Origin of the sequence: Flavobacterium calami, from assembly GCF_038290035.1 — a bacterium.
GTDB classification, from domain to species: Bacteria; Bacteroidota; Bacteroidia; order Flavobacteriales; family Flavobacteriaceae; genus Flavobacterium; species Flavobacterium calami.
Genome location: NZ_JBBYHS010000015.1, coordinates 126,448 through 144,583 on the forward strand (window position 1 = coordinate 126,448; position 18,136 = coordinate 144,583).

At 33.7% G+C, this 18,136-nt stretch carries 15 protein-coding genes; 14 read left to right on the forward strand and 1 reads right to left on the reverse strand.

Translation table 11 applies throughout. The annotated features are described in order from the left end of the window. Positions 1-108: 108 nt before the first annotated feature. Complete coding sequence (locus AAEO57_RS15065; RefSeq protein WP_341693849.1) at positions 109-969, reverse strand: helix-turn-helix domain-containing protein; 861 nt, start codon at positions 967-969, stop codon at positions 109-111. A gap of 199 nt (positions 970-1,168) precedes the next feature. On the opposite strand from AAEO57_RS15065, the gene AAEO57_RS15070 reads away from it, so the two are divergent. From AAEO57_RS15070 to AAEO57_RS15135, 14 genes are all read left to right on the forward strand, one after another. Then, a complete protein-coding gene (locus AAEO57_RS15070) occupies positions 1,169-3,343 on the forward strand; it encodes a TonB-dependent receptor plug domain-containing protein (RefSeq protein ID WP_341693850.1) in 2,175 nt (724 codons plus the stop codon). A 20-nt stretch (positions 3,344-3,363) separates the two neighbouring features. After that, positions 3,364-4,593 (forward strand): hypothetical protein, encoded by a 1,230-nt coding sequence (locus AAEO57_RS15075; protein ID WP_341693851.1) that lies wholly within the window; start codon positions 3,364-3,366, stop codon positions 4,591-4,593. Positions 4,594-4,596: 3 nt separating this feature from the next. Further along, entirely contained in the window at positions 4,597-4,995 is a 399-nt protein-coding gene (locus tag AAEO57_RS15080; protein WP_341693852.1) for a hypothetical protein, read from the forward strand. A 365-nt stretch (positions 4,996-5,360) separates the two neighbouring features. Beyond that, positions 5,361-6,200 (forward strand): prephenate dehydratase, encoded by an 840-nt coding sequence (locus tag AAEO57_RS15085; RefSeq protein WP_341693853.1) that lies wholly within the window; start codon positions 5,361-5,363, stop codon positions 6,198-6,200. A 68-nt stretch (positions 6,201-6,268) separates the two neighbouring features. Next, the gene (locus AAEO57_RS15090) at positions 6,269-7,414 is read left to right on the forward strand and encodes a pyridoxal phosphate-dependent aminotransferase (protein WP_341693854.1); all 1,146 of its coding nucleotides are present in this window, start codon (positions 6,269-6,271) and stop codon (positions 7,412-7,414) included. 230 nt (positions 7,415-7,644) lie between these two features. Beyond that, on the forward strand, positions 7,645-8,502 hold the full coding sequence (locus AAEO57_RS15095) for a prephenate dehydrogenase (RefSeq protein WP_341693855.1): 858 nt from the start codon (positions 7,645-7,647) through the stop codon (positions 8,500-8,502). A gap of 12 nt (positions 8,503-8,514) precedes the next feature. After that, positions 8,515-9,597 carry a chorismate mutase gene (locus tag AAEO57_RS15100; RefSeq protein WP_341693856.1) on the forward strand — a complete coding sequence of 361 codons (1,083 nt, stop codon included), beginning with the start codon at positions 8,515-8,517 and terminating at the stop codon, positions 9,595-9,597. 256 nt (positions 9,598-9,853) lie between these two features. Further along, on the forward strand, positions 9,854-10,831 hold the full coding sequence (gene rsgA, locus AAEO57_RS15105) for a ribosome small subunit-dependent GTPase A (protein WP_341693857.1): 978 nt from the start codon (positions 9,854-9,856) through the stop codon (positions 10,829-10,831). A 30-nt stretch (positions 10,832-10,861) separates the two neighbouring features. After that, a complete protein-coding gene (locus tag AAEO57_RS15110; protein ID WP_341693858.1) occupies positions 10,862-11,224 on the forward strand; it encodes a four helix bundle protein in 363 nt (120 codons plus the stop codon). 34 nt (positions 11,225-11,258) lie between these two features. Continuing rightward, positions 11,259-11,711, forward strand: a complete 453-nt coding sequence (dtd, locus tag AAEO57_RS15115; protein WP_341693859.1) for a D-aminoacyl-tRNA deacylase — start codon at positions 11,259-11,261, stop codon at positions 11,709-11,711. A 63-nt stretch (positions 11,712-11,774) separates the two neighbouring features. After that, on the forward strand, positions 11,775-13,682 hold the full coding sequence (locus tag AAEO57_RS15120) for a DUF3857 domain-containing protein (RefSeq protein ID WP_341693860.1): 1,908 nt from the start codon (positions 11,775-11,777) through the stop codon (positions 13,680-13,682). Between the two features lie 25 nt (positions 13,683-13,707). After that, complete coding sequence (locus tag AAEO57_RS15125) at positions 13,708-15,735, forward strand: DUF3857 domain-containing protein (RefSeq protein WP_341693861.1); 2,028 nt, start codon at positions 13,708-13,710, stop codon at positions 15,733-15,735. A 2-nt stretch (positions 15,736-15,737) separates the two neighbouring features. Then, positions 15,738-17,729, forward strand: a complete 1,992-nt coding sequence (locus AAEO57_RS15130; RefSeq protein WP_341693862.1) for a DUF3857 domain-containing protein — start codon at positions 15,738-15,740, stop codon at positions 17,727-17,729. A 2-nt stretch (positions 17,730-17,731) separates the two neighbouring features. Next, positions 17,732-18,058 carry a nucleotide pyrophosphohydrolase gene (locus tag AAEO57_RS15135; protein WP_008465007.1) on the forward strand — a complete coding sequence of 109 codons (327 nt, stop codon included), beginning with the start codon at positions 17,732-17,734 and terminating at the stop codon, positions 18,056-18,058. Positions 18,059-18,136: the final 78 nt, after the last annotated feature.

An 18,136-nucleotide genomic window follows, 5' to 3' on the forward strand; every position in this document is an offset into this window, starting at 1 on the left:
ACACGAGCGATAGCGAACTGACGAAGTAATCTTTTGTGCCGAACACCGGCACAAAAGGATTTTCACTTCCATCGGGGCTAAAATATTCTCGTTTCAAAAATTGATTTATTATTTCAGTTTACTCGGAACGTAGCCAAAATACTTTTTAAACGCCACTGTAAAATGTTGTGGATTTTTATAGCCTACTTCATAAGCAATCTCCGAGATGTTCATGTTTTTTTGAGTAAGCATTGCTTTTGCTTTTTCCATTCGTAGACGCGTCAGATAGTGAAATATGGGTTCACCATAAACATGTTTAAAATTACGGTTAAGTTTGTAGCGGTTCATTCCTATTTTAAGAGCTAGCTCTTCTACAGTAATGGAGTTTTGAATGTTGTTTTGGAGTGTTTTTTCAACTTTTGCTATTTGTTCCTGTTCAGTTCCACTCAGATATACGAGCGAATTTATTTCCTTCCTGTCATTGATTTTAGAAAACATGTACAGAAATATCTTAATGATCTCAGATTCCCAATAAAGTAAATCAGTCTCTTTTTCTTGTGAGTTTTTAATTATCTTATCCAGAACGTTATTTAATACTTTAGGGATTTTTTCTCCCTTTTCCCACATTTTAAAAGCGGTCTTTTCTCTTAATGCATTACCAAATAAACCGCTTATTTTATAAAAATCATTTTTGAAAATCTTTCGTATAAAATTTTCACTGCATTCTATTTCTACTGATTTTCTGTTTCCGGATTGCCAGTTTAAAACCCCGTCTACTACCGGAAGATAAAAAAAATTGTATTGGCCGTCTTCAATGGTTATTGATATATCATTGCTGTTGCCAGGCTGAAAATCAATTTTTCCTTCAATTTCAAAATGCAGTTTGATAAAAGGCGAATCCTGTTTTATATCGAATATCAGGGGAGTATTAATATTGAAATCATTTATTATGATGACAACTCCATCCAGATAAACCCTCTTGTTTAGCATATGTTAGTAATGAGTAATAAACTAAATTAAATAAAATTGTTTCTGATAGTTTGTATTTGCCCAAATGCGTATGTAATAATGCGTATTGCGTTAGTTTTTATCGATTCGGAAAATATAATTTCGCACCATCAGCTTATTTAAACTAAATAAAAACAAATATATAAAAATGCAGTGTTTTGCTTTTATAAAATTTAATTTTTTGACACTGAATTTTAAACCAAAAGGGAGTCTTAACTTTTTTGCAATTGTCTTTTCGTTTCAATTCTTGTCTGCCCAATATAATATTCAAAATGATACACTTAAAAGTAATTTACTCCAGGAGGTTGAAATCTCTTCAGGCTCTAAAACTAAAACTAAAGAAACCATAAAAATAGATGTTCTCGATGTAAAGGATTTGAGAAATACATCAGTCACATTAGGGGATGCTATTAATAGGATGTCGGGAATAAGAATCCGTGAAACAGGAGGTTTGGGTTCATCCAGTACTATTTTTCTTAACGGATTTACGGGACGTTCGGTGAAGTATTTTAAGGATGATATTCCGATTGATTATCTGGGTGAATCTTTTAATGTTTTGACTTTGCCGACGACTTTTTTAAACAGGGTTGAGATTTATAAAGGGATTCTTCCAAGTAATCTGGGAGCTGATGCTTTGGGCGGAGCAATAAATTTCGTGACCCAGAATAATAATAAAAAGCACTTTAATTTAAGTTACGAATATGGTTCATTCAATACCAATAGATTCACAATGAATTTATTTTCGGTAAGCAATAGCAAAAAATATTTTGCAGGTATTGATGGGTTCTATAATCACTCGGATAATGATTATAGAGTGAATGTGAAAATTGTAGATCCGCAAACAGCCACTTTATCTGAAAAGAATGTAAGACGTTTTCATGATAAGTTTGCTAATGGCTTTGTTGAAGTTTACGGTGGAATTAAAGACAAATTTTATGCTGATGAGTTAAAAGTCGGAATTACTTTTACCAAAACCAGGAAAGATCAGCAGCACGGTGCCTTAATGACGAATCCGTATGGTCAGATTTATATAAAAGAATCCGTAATTGCCCCTACGATAAATTATAAAAAAGCCTTTTTAAACCATAAATTACTTTTTACAAATTTCAATACCTATTCGGTTATCAACAGTAAAGTTATTGATACTTGCGGATGTTCCTATGACTGGTACGGAAATAAAACTGTAGTTCCGGCCAGAGAAGGTGAAGCTGATGCAGACGGATCCTTATCGGATATCGATTTTAAGAATTTTATCAATCGCACATTTATAAATTACAGTATCAATGACTTCAATAAACTAACATTTAATCTGGTGTATTCAGACCAGAGCCGAAAAGGGACTGATCCTTATGGACCTGTTTATTTTTTCTCGGGAAGAGATATTCTGTCTGTTCCAGCAACTTATAAAAAACTAGTTATTTCTCTGGGTTGGGAGAGTAAGTATTTAAGAGATAAACTGACAAATAATTTGATTATAAAGAGTTATAATTTTGAAACCGATGGGGTAGATGGAGGGCTTTCTAATTATAAGGAAGAAACGGTTAAAAATAAAGGCACCCATTATGGTGCATCCGAATCCATAAAGTACGCTATAAACGAAAAATCATTTTTAAGGGCAGGTTTTGAAAACGCATACCGGTTGCCGGAACAGGGCGAATTATATGGTGATGGACAATTTCTTTTGTCTAATTTTAATTTAAAACCGGAACAAAGCCTGAATATCAATTTCGGTTATCGTTACGATTCGGGGAGTAAAAGTTATTTTGAAACCAGCATTTTCTATCGCAAAACAGAAAATTTAATTATTCTGGTTCCCGTTTTTTTACCCTTTTCACAATATAGCAACGTCAATAAAGTAAAGGGTTATGGTGTAGAAATAGACGGAGGCTGTGAAATAATTAAAAACCTGAACATTAATGGTAACCTTACGTATCAGGATTTACGTTTGTTTGGTATTTCAGATCCTGCACAAAAATTTCTGAATGACGCCAGACTAAGAAATACTCCTTTTTTATTTGGTAACCTTTCATTAGACTTTAATAAAAAGAATGTTATAACTGAAGATGACGCTTTTAGATCTTATTATAATTATTCTTACACTCTTAACTATTATCTGGCTAATGTACCCAAATCATCAGAGCCATCAAACATTTTTGGGAAGCCGAAAATTAATACTGATTTGGTAATCCCTACACAACATCTGCATTCAGTAGGTATAGTTTATTCTTTTAAAAACGAAAAAATAAACTTAGGCTTTGAAGTAAGGAATTTATTTGATGAAAAATTATATGACAACTTTAAGGTTCAAAAAGCCGGTAGAGGCTATTATCTTAAAATAAGGTATTTATTCTATTAACATTTTAAAAATTAAAAATTATGTATCAAAATTTTCAGAAAACAGTCGTTGCTTTAGGACTTGTTACTTCTTTATTTATTTCTTCCTGTTCAAATGATAATAATGATTCTGAGCAGTCCGGGGGCAACGAAAACTATGTTGTAATGTCAGGAGAATCAACGAATCCTTTTTCGGGTTATATTACCTCTTTTGGCGGAGAATTACCTATAGGTACTATTTCGAATATCAAAACTTCTTCAAAGCAATTATTAGGGAGTTTAGGAATGAGAACGGTTGGCAAATATTTCTACAAAATGGCAAACTTTCAATCTGAGAAAGGAGTTCAGAAATTTAGTATTTCAAGTACAGGAGAGGTTATCGACGAAGGTTTTATTGCTTGCGGAAATGCTATTCAGGGTTCGGGCCAATATACTATAGTGAATGAAACAACAGGTTTTTACTTTGATGGTGATAGGGGAACATTGAAAATACAAAAGTTCAATCCAAAGACTATGCAGCGAACAGGTGAGATTGATTTAACAGGTCAGATTACGGATAATTCCGTTGAATATATATCTGTTGGTCAAAACTGTCTGATGTCAAAAGAAGGAAAGCTGTTTGCAAATGTTCATTATGGAAAATCGGCTTCTAAAGGGTTTTTGGATGCAGTTGACGATAAAATCAGGTTTGCAGTAATAGATATTGCAAAAGGCACTTTAGACAAAATAACAACGTTCAATGCAGGAAGTCCGCAGCAAGTGTGCTGGTTTACAGATAATGCAATGTGGGATCTGGGCGACGACGGAGCTTTGTATTTCTGTGCTTTAGGAAAAGTAGCCGGAGGTGCTTCTAAAATATTGCGTTTTAAGGCAGGTCAGATTGATATTGATACTGCCTGGAAATTAGAAATGGACGATTATAAAGTTAATGGATGTTTTGTAAACGTCATTGCGAAAGAAGGTAAAATTTATACCAGAATCCCATCAGAAGGAATAAATGCTAATTTTTCTAATTTGTATGGTGACATCTGGCAACCTGCAATTATTGATATTAACACTAAGGTTGCCACAACAATTTCAGGAATTCCATTGTGCGAGTTTAAAGGAAACGAAGAAGCAGTTGTAGAAGTAGATGATAAAATACATTTTTTAATTTCTAATTCTTCCTTAGATGTAAATGGTGTTTATAAAGTAGAAGGGACTAAAGGAACCAGATTGTTTAATTTGACTCAGGGCGGAAGAATCGTTGGTTTTGGAAAATCAAAACAATAGAATATGAATACAATAACTAAAATCGCTTTTTGCTGGATTCTGATCATAATCGGATTAGCTTATCATACACAATATGAATTATCAGGATTGTTTTTTGGAGAAGATATTAAGATTCCGGAAGCTAATGGAAAAATGCCTTATACTGTACACTATTTTAATATAGCCATTACTATTATTCCTTTATTTTTTTCTTTACTGATTTTATTTTTAAAAAATATGGTATTTAAGTGGATTTCATTCACTTACGCTGTTTTATTGTTATTATTGAATGTTTTTCATGTAGTAACTACTGCGGTAGAAGATATTTCAAATCTAACACAAATAGTTTTGCTGACTTTTGTGGCATTAGCGAATGCTTTGCTGGTGTTGGAACTCAACAGATGGAGAAAGGAAGTGAGTTGAGACATTTGTAGAATTTTATACGATACAAAAAAGTATTTTAAATCTACCTCAAAACCAATTGTACAAATCTCATTTTAAGCCTGATTTATTAAAATATCATACAAATCTGCTTTAATTTGTTAAGAAATCCTTTTTTGTTTCATAAAATGCATTATTTTTTTTGGTGCAGTTAAAATAATTTATACATTCGCACAGAATTTAAAAAATAACACAAACAAAATGGCAACTAACCGTTTTTATTTTAGCAACAACTTTTATTTCTTCTTTAGTAGAAGTTAGGATTGTGCTATGGTTATTTGAGAAAAGTTAAGACAAATAAAACTAATATACAATCCTGATGAAAATCAGGATTTTTTTTTGACTATATGACAGCTAAGATTGCAATACAAGGTATCAAAGGTTCTTTTCATCATCAGGTTGTGAAAGAGTATTTTTCTGAAAACGTAGATATTGATGAATGCCTGTCTTTTGAAGAATTGGTTGACAGCCTTCTTGCCGGAAAATCAGATCAGGCCGTAATGGCAATTGAAAATTCGATTGCAGGGCCAATTATTCCGAATTATGCTTTGATTGACAAGAATAATTTACACATAATAGGAGAACATTATTTAAGCATTCACCAAAATTTAATGGCTTTGAAAGGTCAGAAGATTGAAGATATCAAAGAAGTTCATTCACACCCAATGGCATTGTTGCAATGTATGGATTTCCTGAAGCAATATCCAAATATCAAATTGGTGGAGGATAAAGATACAGCCGAAACAGCAAGAAGAATTCAGGAAAAACAATTAACCGGAATTGCTGCAATAGGGAGTAAGGTAGCTTCTGAAATGTATGATTTGGAAATAATAGCACCGGAAATTCAGACGATCAAAAACAATATGACTCGTTTTGTGATTATTAAAAAACAGAATTCATTTTTACCGGAAAGCGAAATCAACAGGGCTTCCATCAAATTTGAGTTGGATCATAAAAGAGGAAGTCTGGCAGCAGTTCTAAATGTAATGAGTGACTGCAAACTGAATTTGACAAAAATCCAGTCGCTTCCAAAAATTGAAACGCCATGGAAATATTCGTTTTTCGTAGATGTGACATTCGAGAATTACGAAGATTATTCTAAAGCCAAATCGTTATTAAATATTATGGCTGAATATTTTAAGGTGTTGGGAGAATATAAAAATACGAAACCTTTGGCTCAGTCATAAAGTCCAAAGTCGAAAGTGAAAAAGCATAAAGCTTACGGCGTAAAGCCTAAAGCCAAAAAACAAAAGAAATGATTACAACAGCAAAAAGATTAGATACAGTTGAAGAATACTACTTCTCCTCAAAATTGAGAGAAGTGCGTCAACTCATGTCTGAAGGAAAATCGATCATCAACATGGGAATTGGAAGCCCTGATTTGAGTCCGTCAAAAGCAGTAATTGAGGCAGTCGCTGCAGCAATTCAGGACGAAAACGGACATGGTTATCAAAGCTATCAGGGATTACCAGAAATGAGGCAGGCAATGGCAGATTTTTATCGTGATCAGTTTGGTGTTGAAGTGAATCCGAATAATGAGATTTTGCCTTTGATGGGTTCAAAAGAAGGAATTATGCATATTTCGCTTGCATTTTTAAACGAAGGCGACCATGTTTTGATTCCGAATCCAGGTTATCCAACTTATACTTCGGTAACCAATTTGGTTCAGGCAGTTCCTGTTTATTATGATTTGAAAGAAGAAAATGGATGGGAACCTGATTTTGAAGCTTTAGAAAAACTGGATCTTTCGAAAGTAAAAATTATGTGGCTTGGATATCCACACATGCCAACAGGAGCGAGAGGAAGTTTAGCGTTATTTGAAAAATTGGTAGCATTTGCTAAAAAACACAACATATTATTGATCAACGACAATCCGTATAGTTTTGTTTTGAATGATAATCCAATGAGTTTATTGCAGGTTGAAGGCGCGAAGGATGTGGCTTTAGAATTGAACTCTTTAAGTAAAACCTTCAACATGGCAGGTTGGAGAGTCGGAATGGTTTTAGGAAATCCTGAAATTATCGATGCGGTTCTAAAAGTAAAAAGCAATATGGACAGCGGAATGTATTACGGAATTCAAAAAGGTGCTATCGCAGCTTTAAAATGTGATAAATCGTGGTTCGAAGATCAAAACAAAATTTACAGACGTCGCAGACAATTAACTGAAAAACTGGCTGAGAAACTAGGTTGCAAAGTATATAAAGAAGGAGTTGGCTTATTCGTCTGGGCAAAACTTCCGGAAGGAATTGAATCAGCTGAGAAGTTCATTGACGAAATATTATATGAGAAACATATTTTCATTACACCGGGAACCATTTTCGGTAGCAATGGTGAAGGATATATCAGATTCTCATTGTGTGTGAAAGAAGAAAAAGTACAGGAAGCGATTGATAGATTTTAGAAGCAAGAGCCAAGACTTTTTTTGATACAGATTGTCAGGGTGAGCGGAGTCGAAGCCTTGCCAATTGGAACGCCCTTCGACTTCGCTCAGGGTGACAGAGTTTTAAAATTGAAAAAGTGTCTTGAAGAAACTAGAAGCCCTAGCCCTGATAGAAGCGGCATCCTTTTATGGCGGGGTTCGCCATAAAAGATACAGCGGATAGCAGGAAACAGCTTCTAATAAAAAAGAATATGAAAGTATACGTAATAGGAATAGGATTAATAGGCGGTTCGATGGTATTAGATATCAAGGGGCGTTATCCTGAAGCGACTATTTTCGGGATTGATAATAACGAAAAGCATGTACGGGAAGCGATAGACTTGGGTGTTGTCGATCAGGAAGGAAAAATGGAAGATTTGAAAGAAGCAGATTTCGTAATCGTTTCGGTTCCAGTGGATGTGGCGCTTACTGTTTTACCTAAAGTATTGGATTTGGTTGGTGATAAAACAATTGTTTTTGAAGTTGGTTCGACCAAAAAACCAATTTGCGAAGCAGTAGCCAATCATCCGAAAAGAAGAAATTTTATAGCTACGCATCCGATAGCAGGGACTGAGTTTTCTGGACCTTCGGCGGCGATAAGAGGATTGTTTCAGGGGAAAACGAACATCATTTGTGAGGTGGAAAAAACCACTTTTAAACTGCAGGAAAAAGCATTGAATCTTTTTACCGCTATCGGCATGAGGATTCGATATATGGATCCGACATCGCATGACAAACACATTGCTTACGTTTCGCATTTGTCGCACATCAGTTCGTTTATGCTCGGGAAAACGGTAATGAACAAAGAAAAAGACGAGCAGGATATTTTTGACATGGCGGGAAGCGGTTTTGAAAGTACGGTTCGTTTAGCAAAAAGCTCACCGGCGATGTGGACTCCGATTTTTAAACAAAACAAGGAACACGTTCTGGAAACATTAGAAGAATACATTTCAAATCTCAGTCGGTTTAGGGATTTGTTGAAAGAGGAAAATTACAACGCCATTTTTGAAGAAATGGAAAGTACAAATAAAATAAAGGAAATATTAAACGGATTAACAATTAAAAAGTAAACTATAATAAAGATGGAAAATAAGAAAGAAATGAGAAAGTGGTTAGAGGATTTCAATTTAGATCACCCACTTGTGATAGCTGGACCTTGTAGTGCAGAAACTGAAGATCAGGTTTTGAAAATCGCTCACGAATTGAAAGATTCAAAAGTTAGTGTATTCAGAGCAGGAATCTGGAAACCAAGAACACGTCCGGGAGGATTTGAGGGTGTTGGTGAAATTGGATTAAAATGGTTGCAAAAAGCAAAAGCTGAAACTGGTTTATTGATGGGTACTGAGGTTGCGACTGCAGCTCACTGTAAATTGGCTTTAGAGCATGATATTGACGTTTTATGGGTTGGTGCACGTACAACTGCAAACCCTTTCGCAGTTCAGGAAATTGCTGATACATTGAAAGGAACTGACAAAATCGTTTTGGTTAAAAATCCAGTAAACCCGGATTTGGCTTTGTGGTTAGGTGGTGTTGAGCGTTTACACATGGCTGGAATCGAGAAATTAGGAGTTATCCACAGAGGTTTCTCTACTTACGAAAAAACAAAATACAGAAACATTCCGGAATGGCAGATTGCTATCGAATTGCAAAATAAATTCCCTGATTTACCATTAATCATTGACCCATCTCACATTACTGGAGATCGTAAAATGATTTTCGAAGTAACTCAGGAGGCTTTAGATTTGAACTACGATGGTATGATTATCGAAACACATATCGATCCAGATAACGCTTGGTCTGATGCTGCTCAGCAAGTTACTCCAGATACTTTGAAACAAATCATCAAAGATTTGACTATCAGAAAAACAGATGATACTACAGATGAGTACAGCCAAAAAATGACTAAACTAAGAGCTAACATCGATGTTTTGGATGCTAACTTATTAGAGTTGTTAGGAAAACGTATGAAAGTGGCTGACGAAATTGGTCAGGTGAAAAAAGATGCAAACGTAGCGATTCTTCAAAACAACCGTTGGAACGAAATCTTAGGAAAAATGATTTTGGAAGGTGAGAAAAAAGGACTTACTGAAGAGTTTGTTTTGAAACTATTCAAAGCAATTCACCAGGAAAGTATTGGTCACCAGGAGAAAATTTTCAACGCATAATTTTTCTTAAACTATATAAGTGATATAAGCCAATTTAAGTTTCTTTGAAATTTGTTGTTTATTTTAATTATGTCACACATTTAAAATTATATTGTTTTTTAAAGATCCCTGTTACTTTTGAAAAAAGTGATGGGGATTTTTTTGTTATAAAAGCGGCTATTTATATTCACTTACATAACTTATATGGTTTAAATTATTCATTTATCTTTGCAAAGAATTTAGGTTTAATCTAAAATCAGCAATCTAAAATTAAAGAATGACAGGAACCGTATACAAATCTACAGGAAGCTGGTACACCGTAAAATCTGAAAAAGGAGATTTTGTGGAATGCCGTATGAAAGGGAAATTCAGAATAAAAGGTATAAAAAGTACCAACCCAATTGCTGTAGGCGATATTGTTGATTATGAATTAGAGGAAACTTCAGATGCAGTTACCGGTACAATTCATAATATTCACGAACGAAAAAATTATATTGTTCGTAAATCGGTTAACCTGTCAAAACAGATTCATATCATTGCATCCAATATTGATCAGGTTTTTTTATTGGTAACGATAGATAATCCGCCAACAACAACGAGTTTTATAGATCGTTTTTTAGTCACTGCCGAAGCCTATGGAATTGAAGCTATACTAATTTTTAATAAAATTGATACTTTAAATGATCAGACTTTAGACGATCAGCTTTATTTGCAACATATTTATACTGAAATTGGATATAAATGTCTCCGAATTTCATCTACAGAAAATAAAGGTGTTGACAAGCTTAAAGAAATGATGATTGGCAAAGTAAGTATGTTTTCAGGACACTCAGGAGTTGGAAAATCAACTTTAGTCAATGCCATGGAACCAAGTCTTCATTTGAAAACTTCAGTAATTTCGGAACAGAGTAAACAAGGTCAGCATACGACAACTTTTGCCGAAATGTATGATTTGTCTTTTGATGCCAGAATTATCGATACGCCTGGAATAAAAGGTTTCGGAATTGTTGATATGGAACCATCAGAAATCAGCGGTTATTTTCCGGAGTTTTTCAAATTAAAAGATCAGTGTAAGTTTAACAACTGCCTGCATAAAGAAGAGCCTCATTGTGCCATTAAAGCGGCTTTAGAAAAGGATCAAATTGCATGGTCACGCTACAACAGCTATCTTAAAATCCTTGAAGGTGACGAAGAACATTATCGCACGGATACTTACGGCGAAGATCGTGCAGCGAGTGATGAAACGAGAAAGTAATTGTGAATTGTGAATGGTAAATTGTGAATTATGGCTGATAACATAATTAAAACTAAGTCTTTTAATTTTGCACTTAGAATTATTAAACTTTTTCAATTTTTAAAAGATGATAAAAAGGAATATGTTCTGAGTAAACAATTACTTCGCAGTGGAACAGCAATAGGTGCATTAATTAGAGAATCTGAGCAAGCAGAGAGTAAAAAGGACTTTATTCATAAACTTGCAATTGCACAAAAAGAGGCAAACGAAACAGATTATTGGTTAGAATTGCTTTTTCAATCGAATTACTTAAATGAGAATCAATTTCAATCTATAAAGTCTGATATTGTAGAAATAAATAAAATTTTAGCTTCAATTATTATAACCTCGAAACAAAAGCTAAACACTACATAATTCACAATTTACCATTCACAATTCACAACTAATTATGAGAGTAGTTATTCAAAGAGTTTCAGAAGCATCTGTAACAGTTGATGGTCAAAAAACAGCAGATATTCAAAAAGGTTTACTGGTTTTAGTGGGAATTGAAGATGCCGATACGCAGGAAGATATCGATTGGCTTGCAGGTAAAATCATTAAAATGAGAATTTTTGGAGACGAGAATGATGTTATGAACTATTCTGTTCAGGATGTTGACGGTGATATCATTGTGGTAAGCCAGTTTACTCTTCATGCATCAACTAAAAAAGGAAATCGCCCTTCGTATATAAAAGCTTCAAAGCCTGAATTTGCAATTCCGATGTATGAGAACTTCGTTAAAGCAGTAGAAAAGGAATTTCAGAAAAAAGTTCAAACCGGAATTTTCGGTGCTGATATGAAAGTCAGTCTGTTAAATGATGGTCCCGTAACTATCACAATAGACAGTAAAAATAAGGAATAAAAAACAAGTAAACATTTGTTAAGGATTTCTAAAAATATCTATATTTGGCGAAAAAACTTACTAATGAAAAAAGCTTCTTGCGGATTAATTTTCTTGTTGTTTACCCTCATTTCTTCAGCCCAAAAAGGCAACTACCTTATCTCTGCAATTAAAGATAGTCTCAAAGAAAATGCCAATGCTGTTGTTCGTTTAGATCAGATGGACATTACAATTGCTTCACAGCGAAGTATGAACATCAAAATACAAAGGGCGGTATCGGTTTTAAATGAAAAAGGATTAAACGATATTGATGCGTATCAGCATTATGATAAAACTACCGCAATAAAAAATATCGAAGCTATTGTATACGATGCGTTTGGTAATGAAATAAAGAAAATTAAGCGAAAAGATTTCAGGGATCAGAGCGCAGCGAGTGGCAGTACACTTTTTTCAGATAATCGTGTTGTTTATTTAGATTATACACCAGTTTCATATCCTTTTACAATTGTTTACACCAGTGAAACAGAAACTTCAAATACCGCTTTTATTCCACAATGGTACTTTTTGGGCGGATATTATCTGAGTATCGAAAAATGTATTTTAAATGTTACTTTTCCTGGTGATTTAGGATTTAAAAAGAAAGAATTTCAGTTTGCAGGATATAATATTAAAAAGACAGTCGATACTGATACCAGATTAAGTTATGAGGCTGTTAATATTTCAGCTCAGAAAGCAGAAGATTTGAGTCCGTCTTCCAGAGATCTTTTTCCGAGGGTTATGATGGGTTTAGAGCGTTTTCATCTGGAAGGTGTTGACGGAGCCGCTACAAACTGGACTGATTTTGGGAAATGGTATTCGGATAAGATATTAGCGGGAACGACTGATTTACCTGAAAGTACAAAACTCAAAATCAAAGAAGTTGTTGGTAATGAAAAAGATCCGGTAAAAAAAGCGAAACTGGTTTACGATTTTGTTCAGAAAAAATCACGATATGTTAGTATTCAGGTTGGTATAGGAGGTTGGAAACCTATGCTGGCAACTGATGTTGATCGGTTAGGCTATGGAGATTGTAAGGCATTGTCAAATTACACAAAAGCACTTTTGCAGGCAGTAGACGTTCCGTCTTATAACACTGTTTTGTATGGAGACCGTTACAAATCAGATATTCAGTCTGATTTTGTTTCAATGCAGGGGAATCATATGATATTGGCAATTCCAACCGGAAATAATTATACTTTTTTAGAATGTACAAGTCAGGACGATCCGTTTGGATATCAGGGTACTTTTACAGATGACAGGAATGTTTTGGTTGTTAAGCCTGAAGGAGGAGAAATTGTCAGAACAAAGATTTATGAAGATAAAGGGAATATTCAGAAAGATAAAGGCGTATACACAATAGATGAAAATGGTCATTTTTCAGGTACTGTGTCTATAATTTCAGAAGGCTCTGTGTATAGTAAAAAAATGCAGCTTGAACATTTACAGCCTACCGAAAAAGAAGCACATTATAAAGAATACTGGGACAATATCAATAATCTGAAACTAGGTAAAATCACTTTTACGAATGATAAGGAAAATATTCGTTTTACTGAAGATATTCATGTTACAGCAGCAAATTATGGAGCAATCTCTGCCAATAAAATGATTTTTGTAATAGATGCTTTTAACCAATATACCGGAAATGTAAAGCGTATCAGAAATCGTAAGAATCCATTTCAAATCCAGCGAGGTTACTTAGATACAGATGAAATAGAAATTAATCTTCCAACAGGTTTTTCTATCGAATTCCTGCCTTCAAACTTCGAACTAAAAAATAAATTTGGAGAATATAAGACCGAAATCATTAAAAAAGAAAATAATAAACTTACTTACAAACGGTCGATGTTTTTAAACCAGGGAAAATATTCAAATAAAGAGTATGATGAGTATCGTCTTTTTATGGAGCAGGTTTCCAGAAATGACAATGCCAAAATGATATTAACCAAAAACTAAACAGAAATCAATCAAAATCAATCCAATGAAATCTATCAAATTTTTAAGAATCCTATTTTTATTCTTTGTTTTTTTTAAAACGACAGCACAGGAATTTAAACTAGGTAAAGTATCTATTGCAGAATTAGAGCAAAAAGCGCATCCAAAAGATTCGTCTGCCGCAGCAGCCATATTGTATAAAAAAGGAACGGCAAGAATTGAATATGATAGTAATGATGGATTTGTTTTGGTAACAAAAGTAGATACACGTATCAAAATTTATAAAAAAGAAGGGTATGACTGGGCAAATCAAGGCGTGGTCTACTACATTGGAAATAATGAGTCAAGAGAAAAAGTGGACTTTTCTGATGTAAATACGTTTAATTTAGTAAATGGAAAGATTGAAAAAACAAAGCTGAAAAGTGACGGGATTTTTAATGAAGAAGTAAACAAATACAGATCGAGAAAAAAAATCACAATGCCTAATGTAAAAGAAGGTTCTGTATTAGAGTTTAGTTATACAGTAAGATCTCCTAATATCGGTATGATAAGAGACTGGGCTTTTCAGACTAGTATTCCTGTAAATTATTCTGAATATACTACTTACATACCCGAATATTATACTTTTAATATAAGACAGAAAGGGTATATTTTTCCAAAAGTAACTTCTGTCAAGAGTAATCAGTCAATTCTAATAAATTCTAAAGAGAGATCTACATCAGGAGGTTTTGCAGGTGCTACAAGAACAGAATTTTATCAGAATAAAATAGATTATCTCGAAATACAGACAACTTACACGGCACAGGATTTACCTGCTATGAAAGAGGAGTCTTTCGTAAATAATATTGACAATTATACCTCGAGTTTAGAGCAGGAATTGTCAATGATAAAATATCCTAACAGTCCGTTAAAAACTTTATCTACAGACTGGAATTCTGTCGCAAAGACAATTTATGAATACGATGATTTCGGTCCGGAATTAAATAAAACGGGTTACTTTGAAAATGATTTGAAAACATTACTGGCAGGAGTAAATACACCTCAGGAAAAAATATTGATTATTTTCAATCACGTGAAATCAAATGTGAAATGGGATAAATATTATGGTTATTCGTGTGAAAAAGGAGTGCGAAAAGCATATCAGGAGAAATCCGGAAATGTAGCCGAAATCAATCTAATGCTGACAGCAATGTTACGTTATGCAGGATTGACTGCTAATCCGGTTTTGGTGAGTACAAGATCTAATGGTATTTCTTTATTTCCAAACAGAACTGCTTATAATTATGTTATAGCAGCAGTTGAAACTCCAGAAGGAAACATATTATTAGATGCGACAGACAATTATTCTGTTCCGAATGTTTTGCCGATGCGTGCTTTAAACTGGTACGGTCGCTTAATTAGAAAAGATGGTTCTTCAGATGAAGTAGAATTAATGCCTAAAAAAGCATCAAGCGATATTGTTTTTATGAGTTATAGCATTGAGGCTGATGGTAAAATATCTGGAAAAGCAAAAAGACAATGTTCAGATTATAATGCTATGCTTTTTAGGGAAAAGATAAGTGGACAAAAAGAAGAGGCTTATCTGGAAAAACTGGAAAACGATAATAAAAAAATCGAAATAAATGAATATAGCCGAACGAACGAAAAAGAACTGCTTTTGCCGGTTTCAGAAACTTACTCTTTTACGGGAGCTGATTTAAGCGAAAAAATAGGGGATAAAATTTATATATCCCCAATGTTGTTTTTTACCAATGAAAAAAATCCTTTTAATCAGGAAACGAGAGAATATCCGGTCGATTTCGGTTTTCCTTTTATGGATAAATATAACATAACAATTAAAATTCCGGATGGATTTGCTGTCGAAACTTTGCCAGTACCGGCGGCTATGAATATGGAAGGGAATTTAGGAACTTTCAAATTTAATATTGCTGCTAATGAAAATACACTTCAAATGAGTATTTTACATCAAATTAATGAAGCTATTGTTTCAACACAGCAATACGAAATGCTTAAAGAATATTATAAAGCAATGATTGCAAAGGAAAGCGAGAAAATTGTTTTAAAGAGAATCTAAAAATGAAATTACGAACCATATTCATTTCAATAGTTTTAATTCTTACTGCTGTCAAAACCAAAGCTCAAAATTATGAGTTAGGAAAAGTTACGATTGCAGAGTTAGAAGAAAAAGTTCATCCAGTAGATACTACTGCTTCGGCTGCAATTTTGTTTAAAAAAGGAAAAACTTTTTTTACTTACAATCAGAAAAATGGTTTTTCAGTACACAATGTGTATGAATTCAAAATTAAAATTTATAAAAAAGAGGGACTTAAATGGGCAGACCAAAAAGTGCGTTTTTATGTAGGATATGAAAATCTTGATAAGGATCAGGTAGAATTTTCTAATGCAGTAACGTACAATCTGGAAAACGGATCGATTGTCAAAACAAAACTTAATAATCAGGGTGAGTTTAAGCAAAATGTAAATAAATACTGGAAGGAAAAAATTATTACACTTCCAAATGTTAAAGTGGGATCTGTTATAGAGTATAAATACACTCTAAAATCCGACAACATTGTTAAACTTCCTGATTTTGATATTCAATACAGAATTCCGGTAAATTATTTTGAGTACAAAACAGAAATTCCGGAGTTTTATATTTACAAACCAATTTTAATTGGAAATCTGCCTGTGAAATTTGATTCTAAATTGGCCAGAGGTAGTCAAAATTATGCTAATGAATACGGTCAAAGCAGGACATTGACTTATAATCAGATTAATTCATCTTATTCATGCAGGGATATTCCCGCGTTGATAGATGAGCCGTATGTAAATAATGTCGAGAACTACAAAGGATCTATTAATCAGGAACTGGAGAGAGTACGAATGCCCGAACAGCCTGTCAAAGATTATTCAATTACCTGGGAAGGTGTTGCTACAACAATTTTTAAGGAAGAAAAATTTGGTAAAGAACTTAATGAACGGAGTTTTGTAATAGAAGATGTAAAGCGTTTGTTGACCAATGTCGAATCGCAAAATGAGAAATTGAATATCATTTTTCAGTTTGTTCAAAATAAAATGAACTGGAATGATGAAAATGGTTATTATGTCGATTCAGGTGTTGTAAAGGCTTATGCAGCACAGACAGGAAATGTAGCTGAAATCAATTTTATTTTAATTAATATGTTGAAACTGGCCGGAATAGAAGCCAATCCGGTTTTGGTAAGTACGTTGGAAAATGGAGTGCCTGTTTACCCAACAAGGACTGGTTTTAATTATGTCATTGCCGCTGCTGAAATCGATGGCAAACAAATCCTGTTGGATGCAACTCATAAATTTACATCACCTGGCATATTGCCTTTGAACGTTTTAAACTGGAAAGGGAGGCTTATTAAAAAAGACGGGACATCTGAAGAAATAGATTTAAATCCTCACACTGCATCAATAGAAGCTTCAATTGTAATGGCCAAAATAGATAGTTCCGGGAAAATGGAAGGAATAATCAGAGCACAGAAAACAAATTATGAGGCATATAATTTCAGGATTCGCAATGCGGGGAAAAGTACTGAAAATTATCTCGAAACATTAGAAGGGAAATTAGGAGAACTGAAAATTTCAAATTATAAAGTTGAAAATAAAAGTACAAATTTATCAGATCCGGTTTTAGAAACTTTTAATTTTGCAACAGATAATCAGTCTGAAACTATAGGAGGTAAGATTTTCATTAATCCTTTATTGTTTTTTACAAGGTCTAAAAATCCTTTTATACAGGAAAAAAGGCAGATGGCAATTTATTTTGGGTATCCTTCACAGGAAAAAATCAATTTGAGTCTGGAAATTCCGGAAGGTTATGTGGTCGAATCTATGCCTAAACCAGTGCGTATTTCATCAGAAGACAAGAAAATAGTTTTTGTGCTGAATATTTTTAATGATCAAAATAAAATTCAGATTACCAGCTCAAGAGAAATAAACAAAAGTACTTTTGGTGCAGATGAATATGAAGTCTTAAAAAATCTTTTTCAGAAAGCGATTATCAGCCAAAATGAAAAAATCGTCCTTAAAAAAATATAACAATGGATTTAAAAAATGCACAATTAGCTGTTGATACTTGGATAAAAGAACACGGCGTTCGTTATTTTAATGAATTAACTAATATGGCTCAGCTTACAGAAGAAGTGGGGGAAGTTGCCAGAATCATTGCACGCCGTTATGGAGAACAATCAGAAAAAGAAAGCGATAAAAACAAAGATTTAGGCGAAGAATTAGCAGATGTTGTTTTTGTAGTTTTATGTTTGGCAAATCAAACCGGAATTGATTTACAGGCCGCTTTTGATAAAAAAATGGATTTAAAATCGGTTAGAGATAAAGATCGTCACAAAAACAATGATAAATTGAAATAATTGTGAAATATCACTCATAAGTTTTGAATTATGAGTTTTGAATTTTGAATTATGAATGGGGAGTGGTAAATTGCGGGG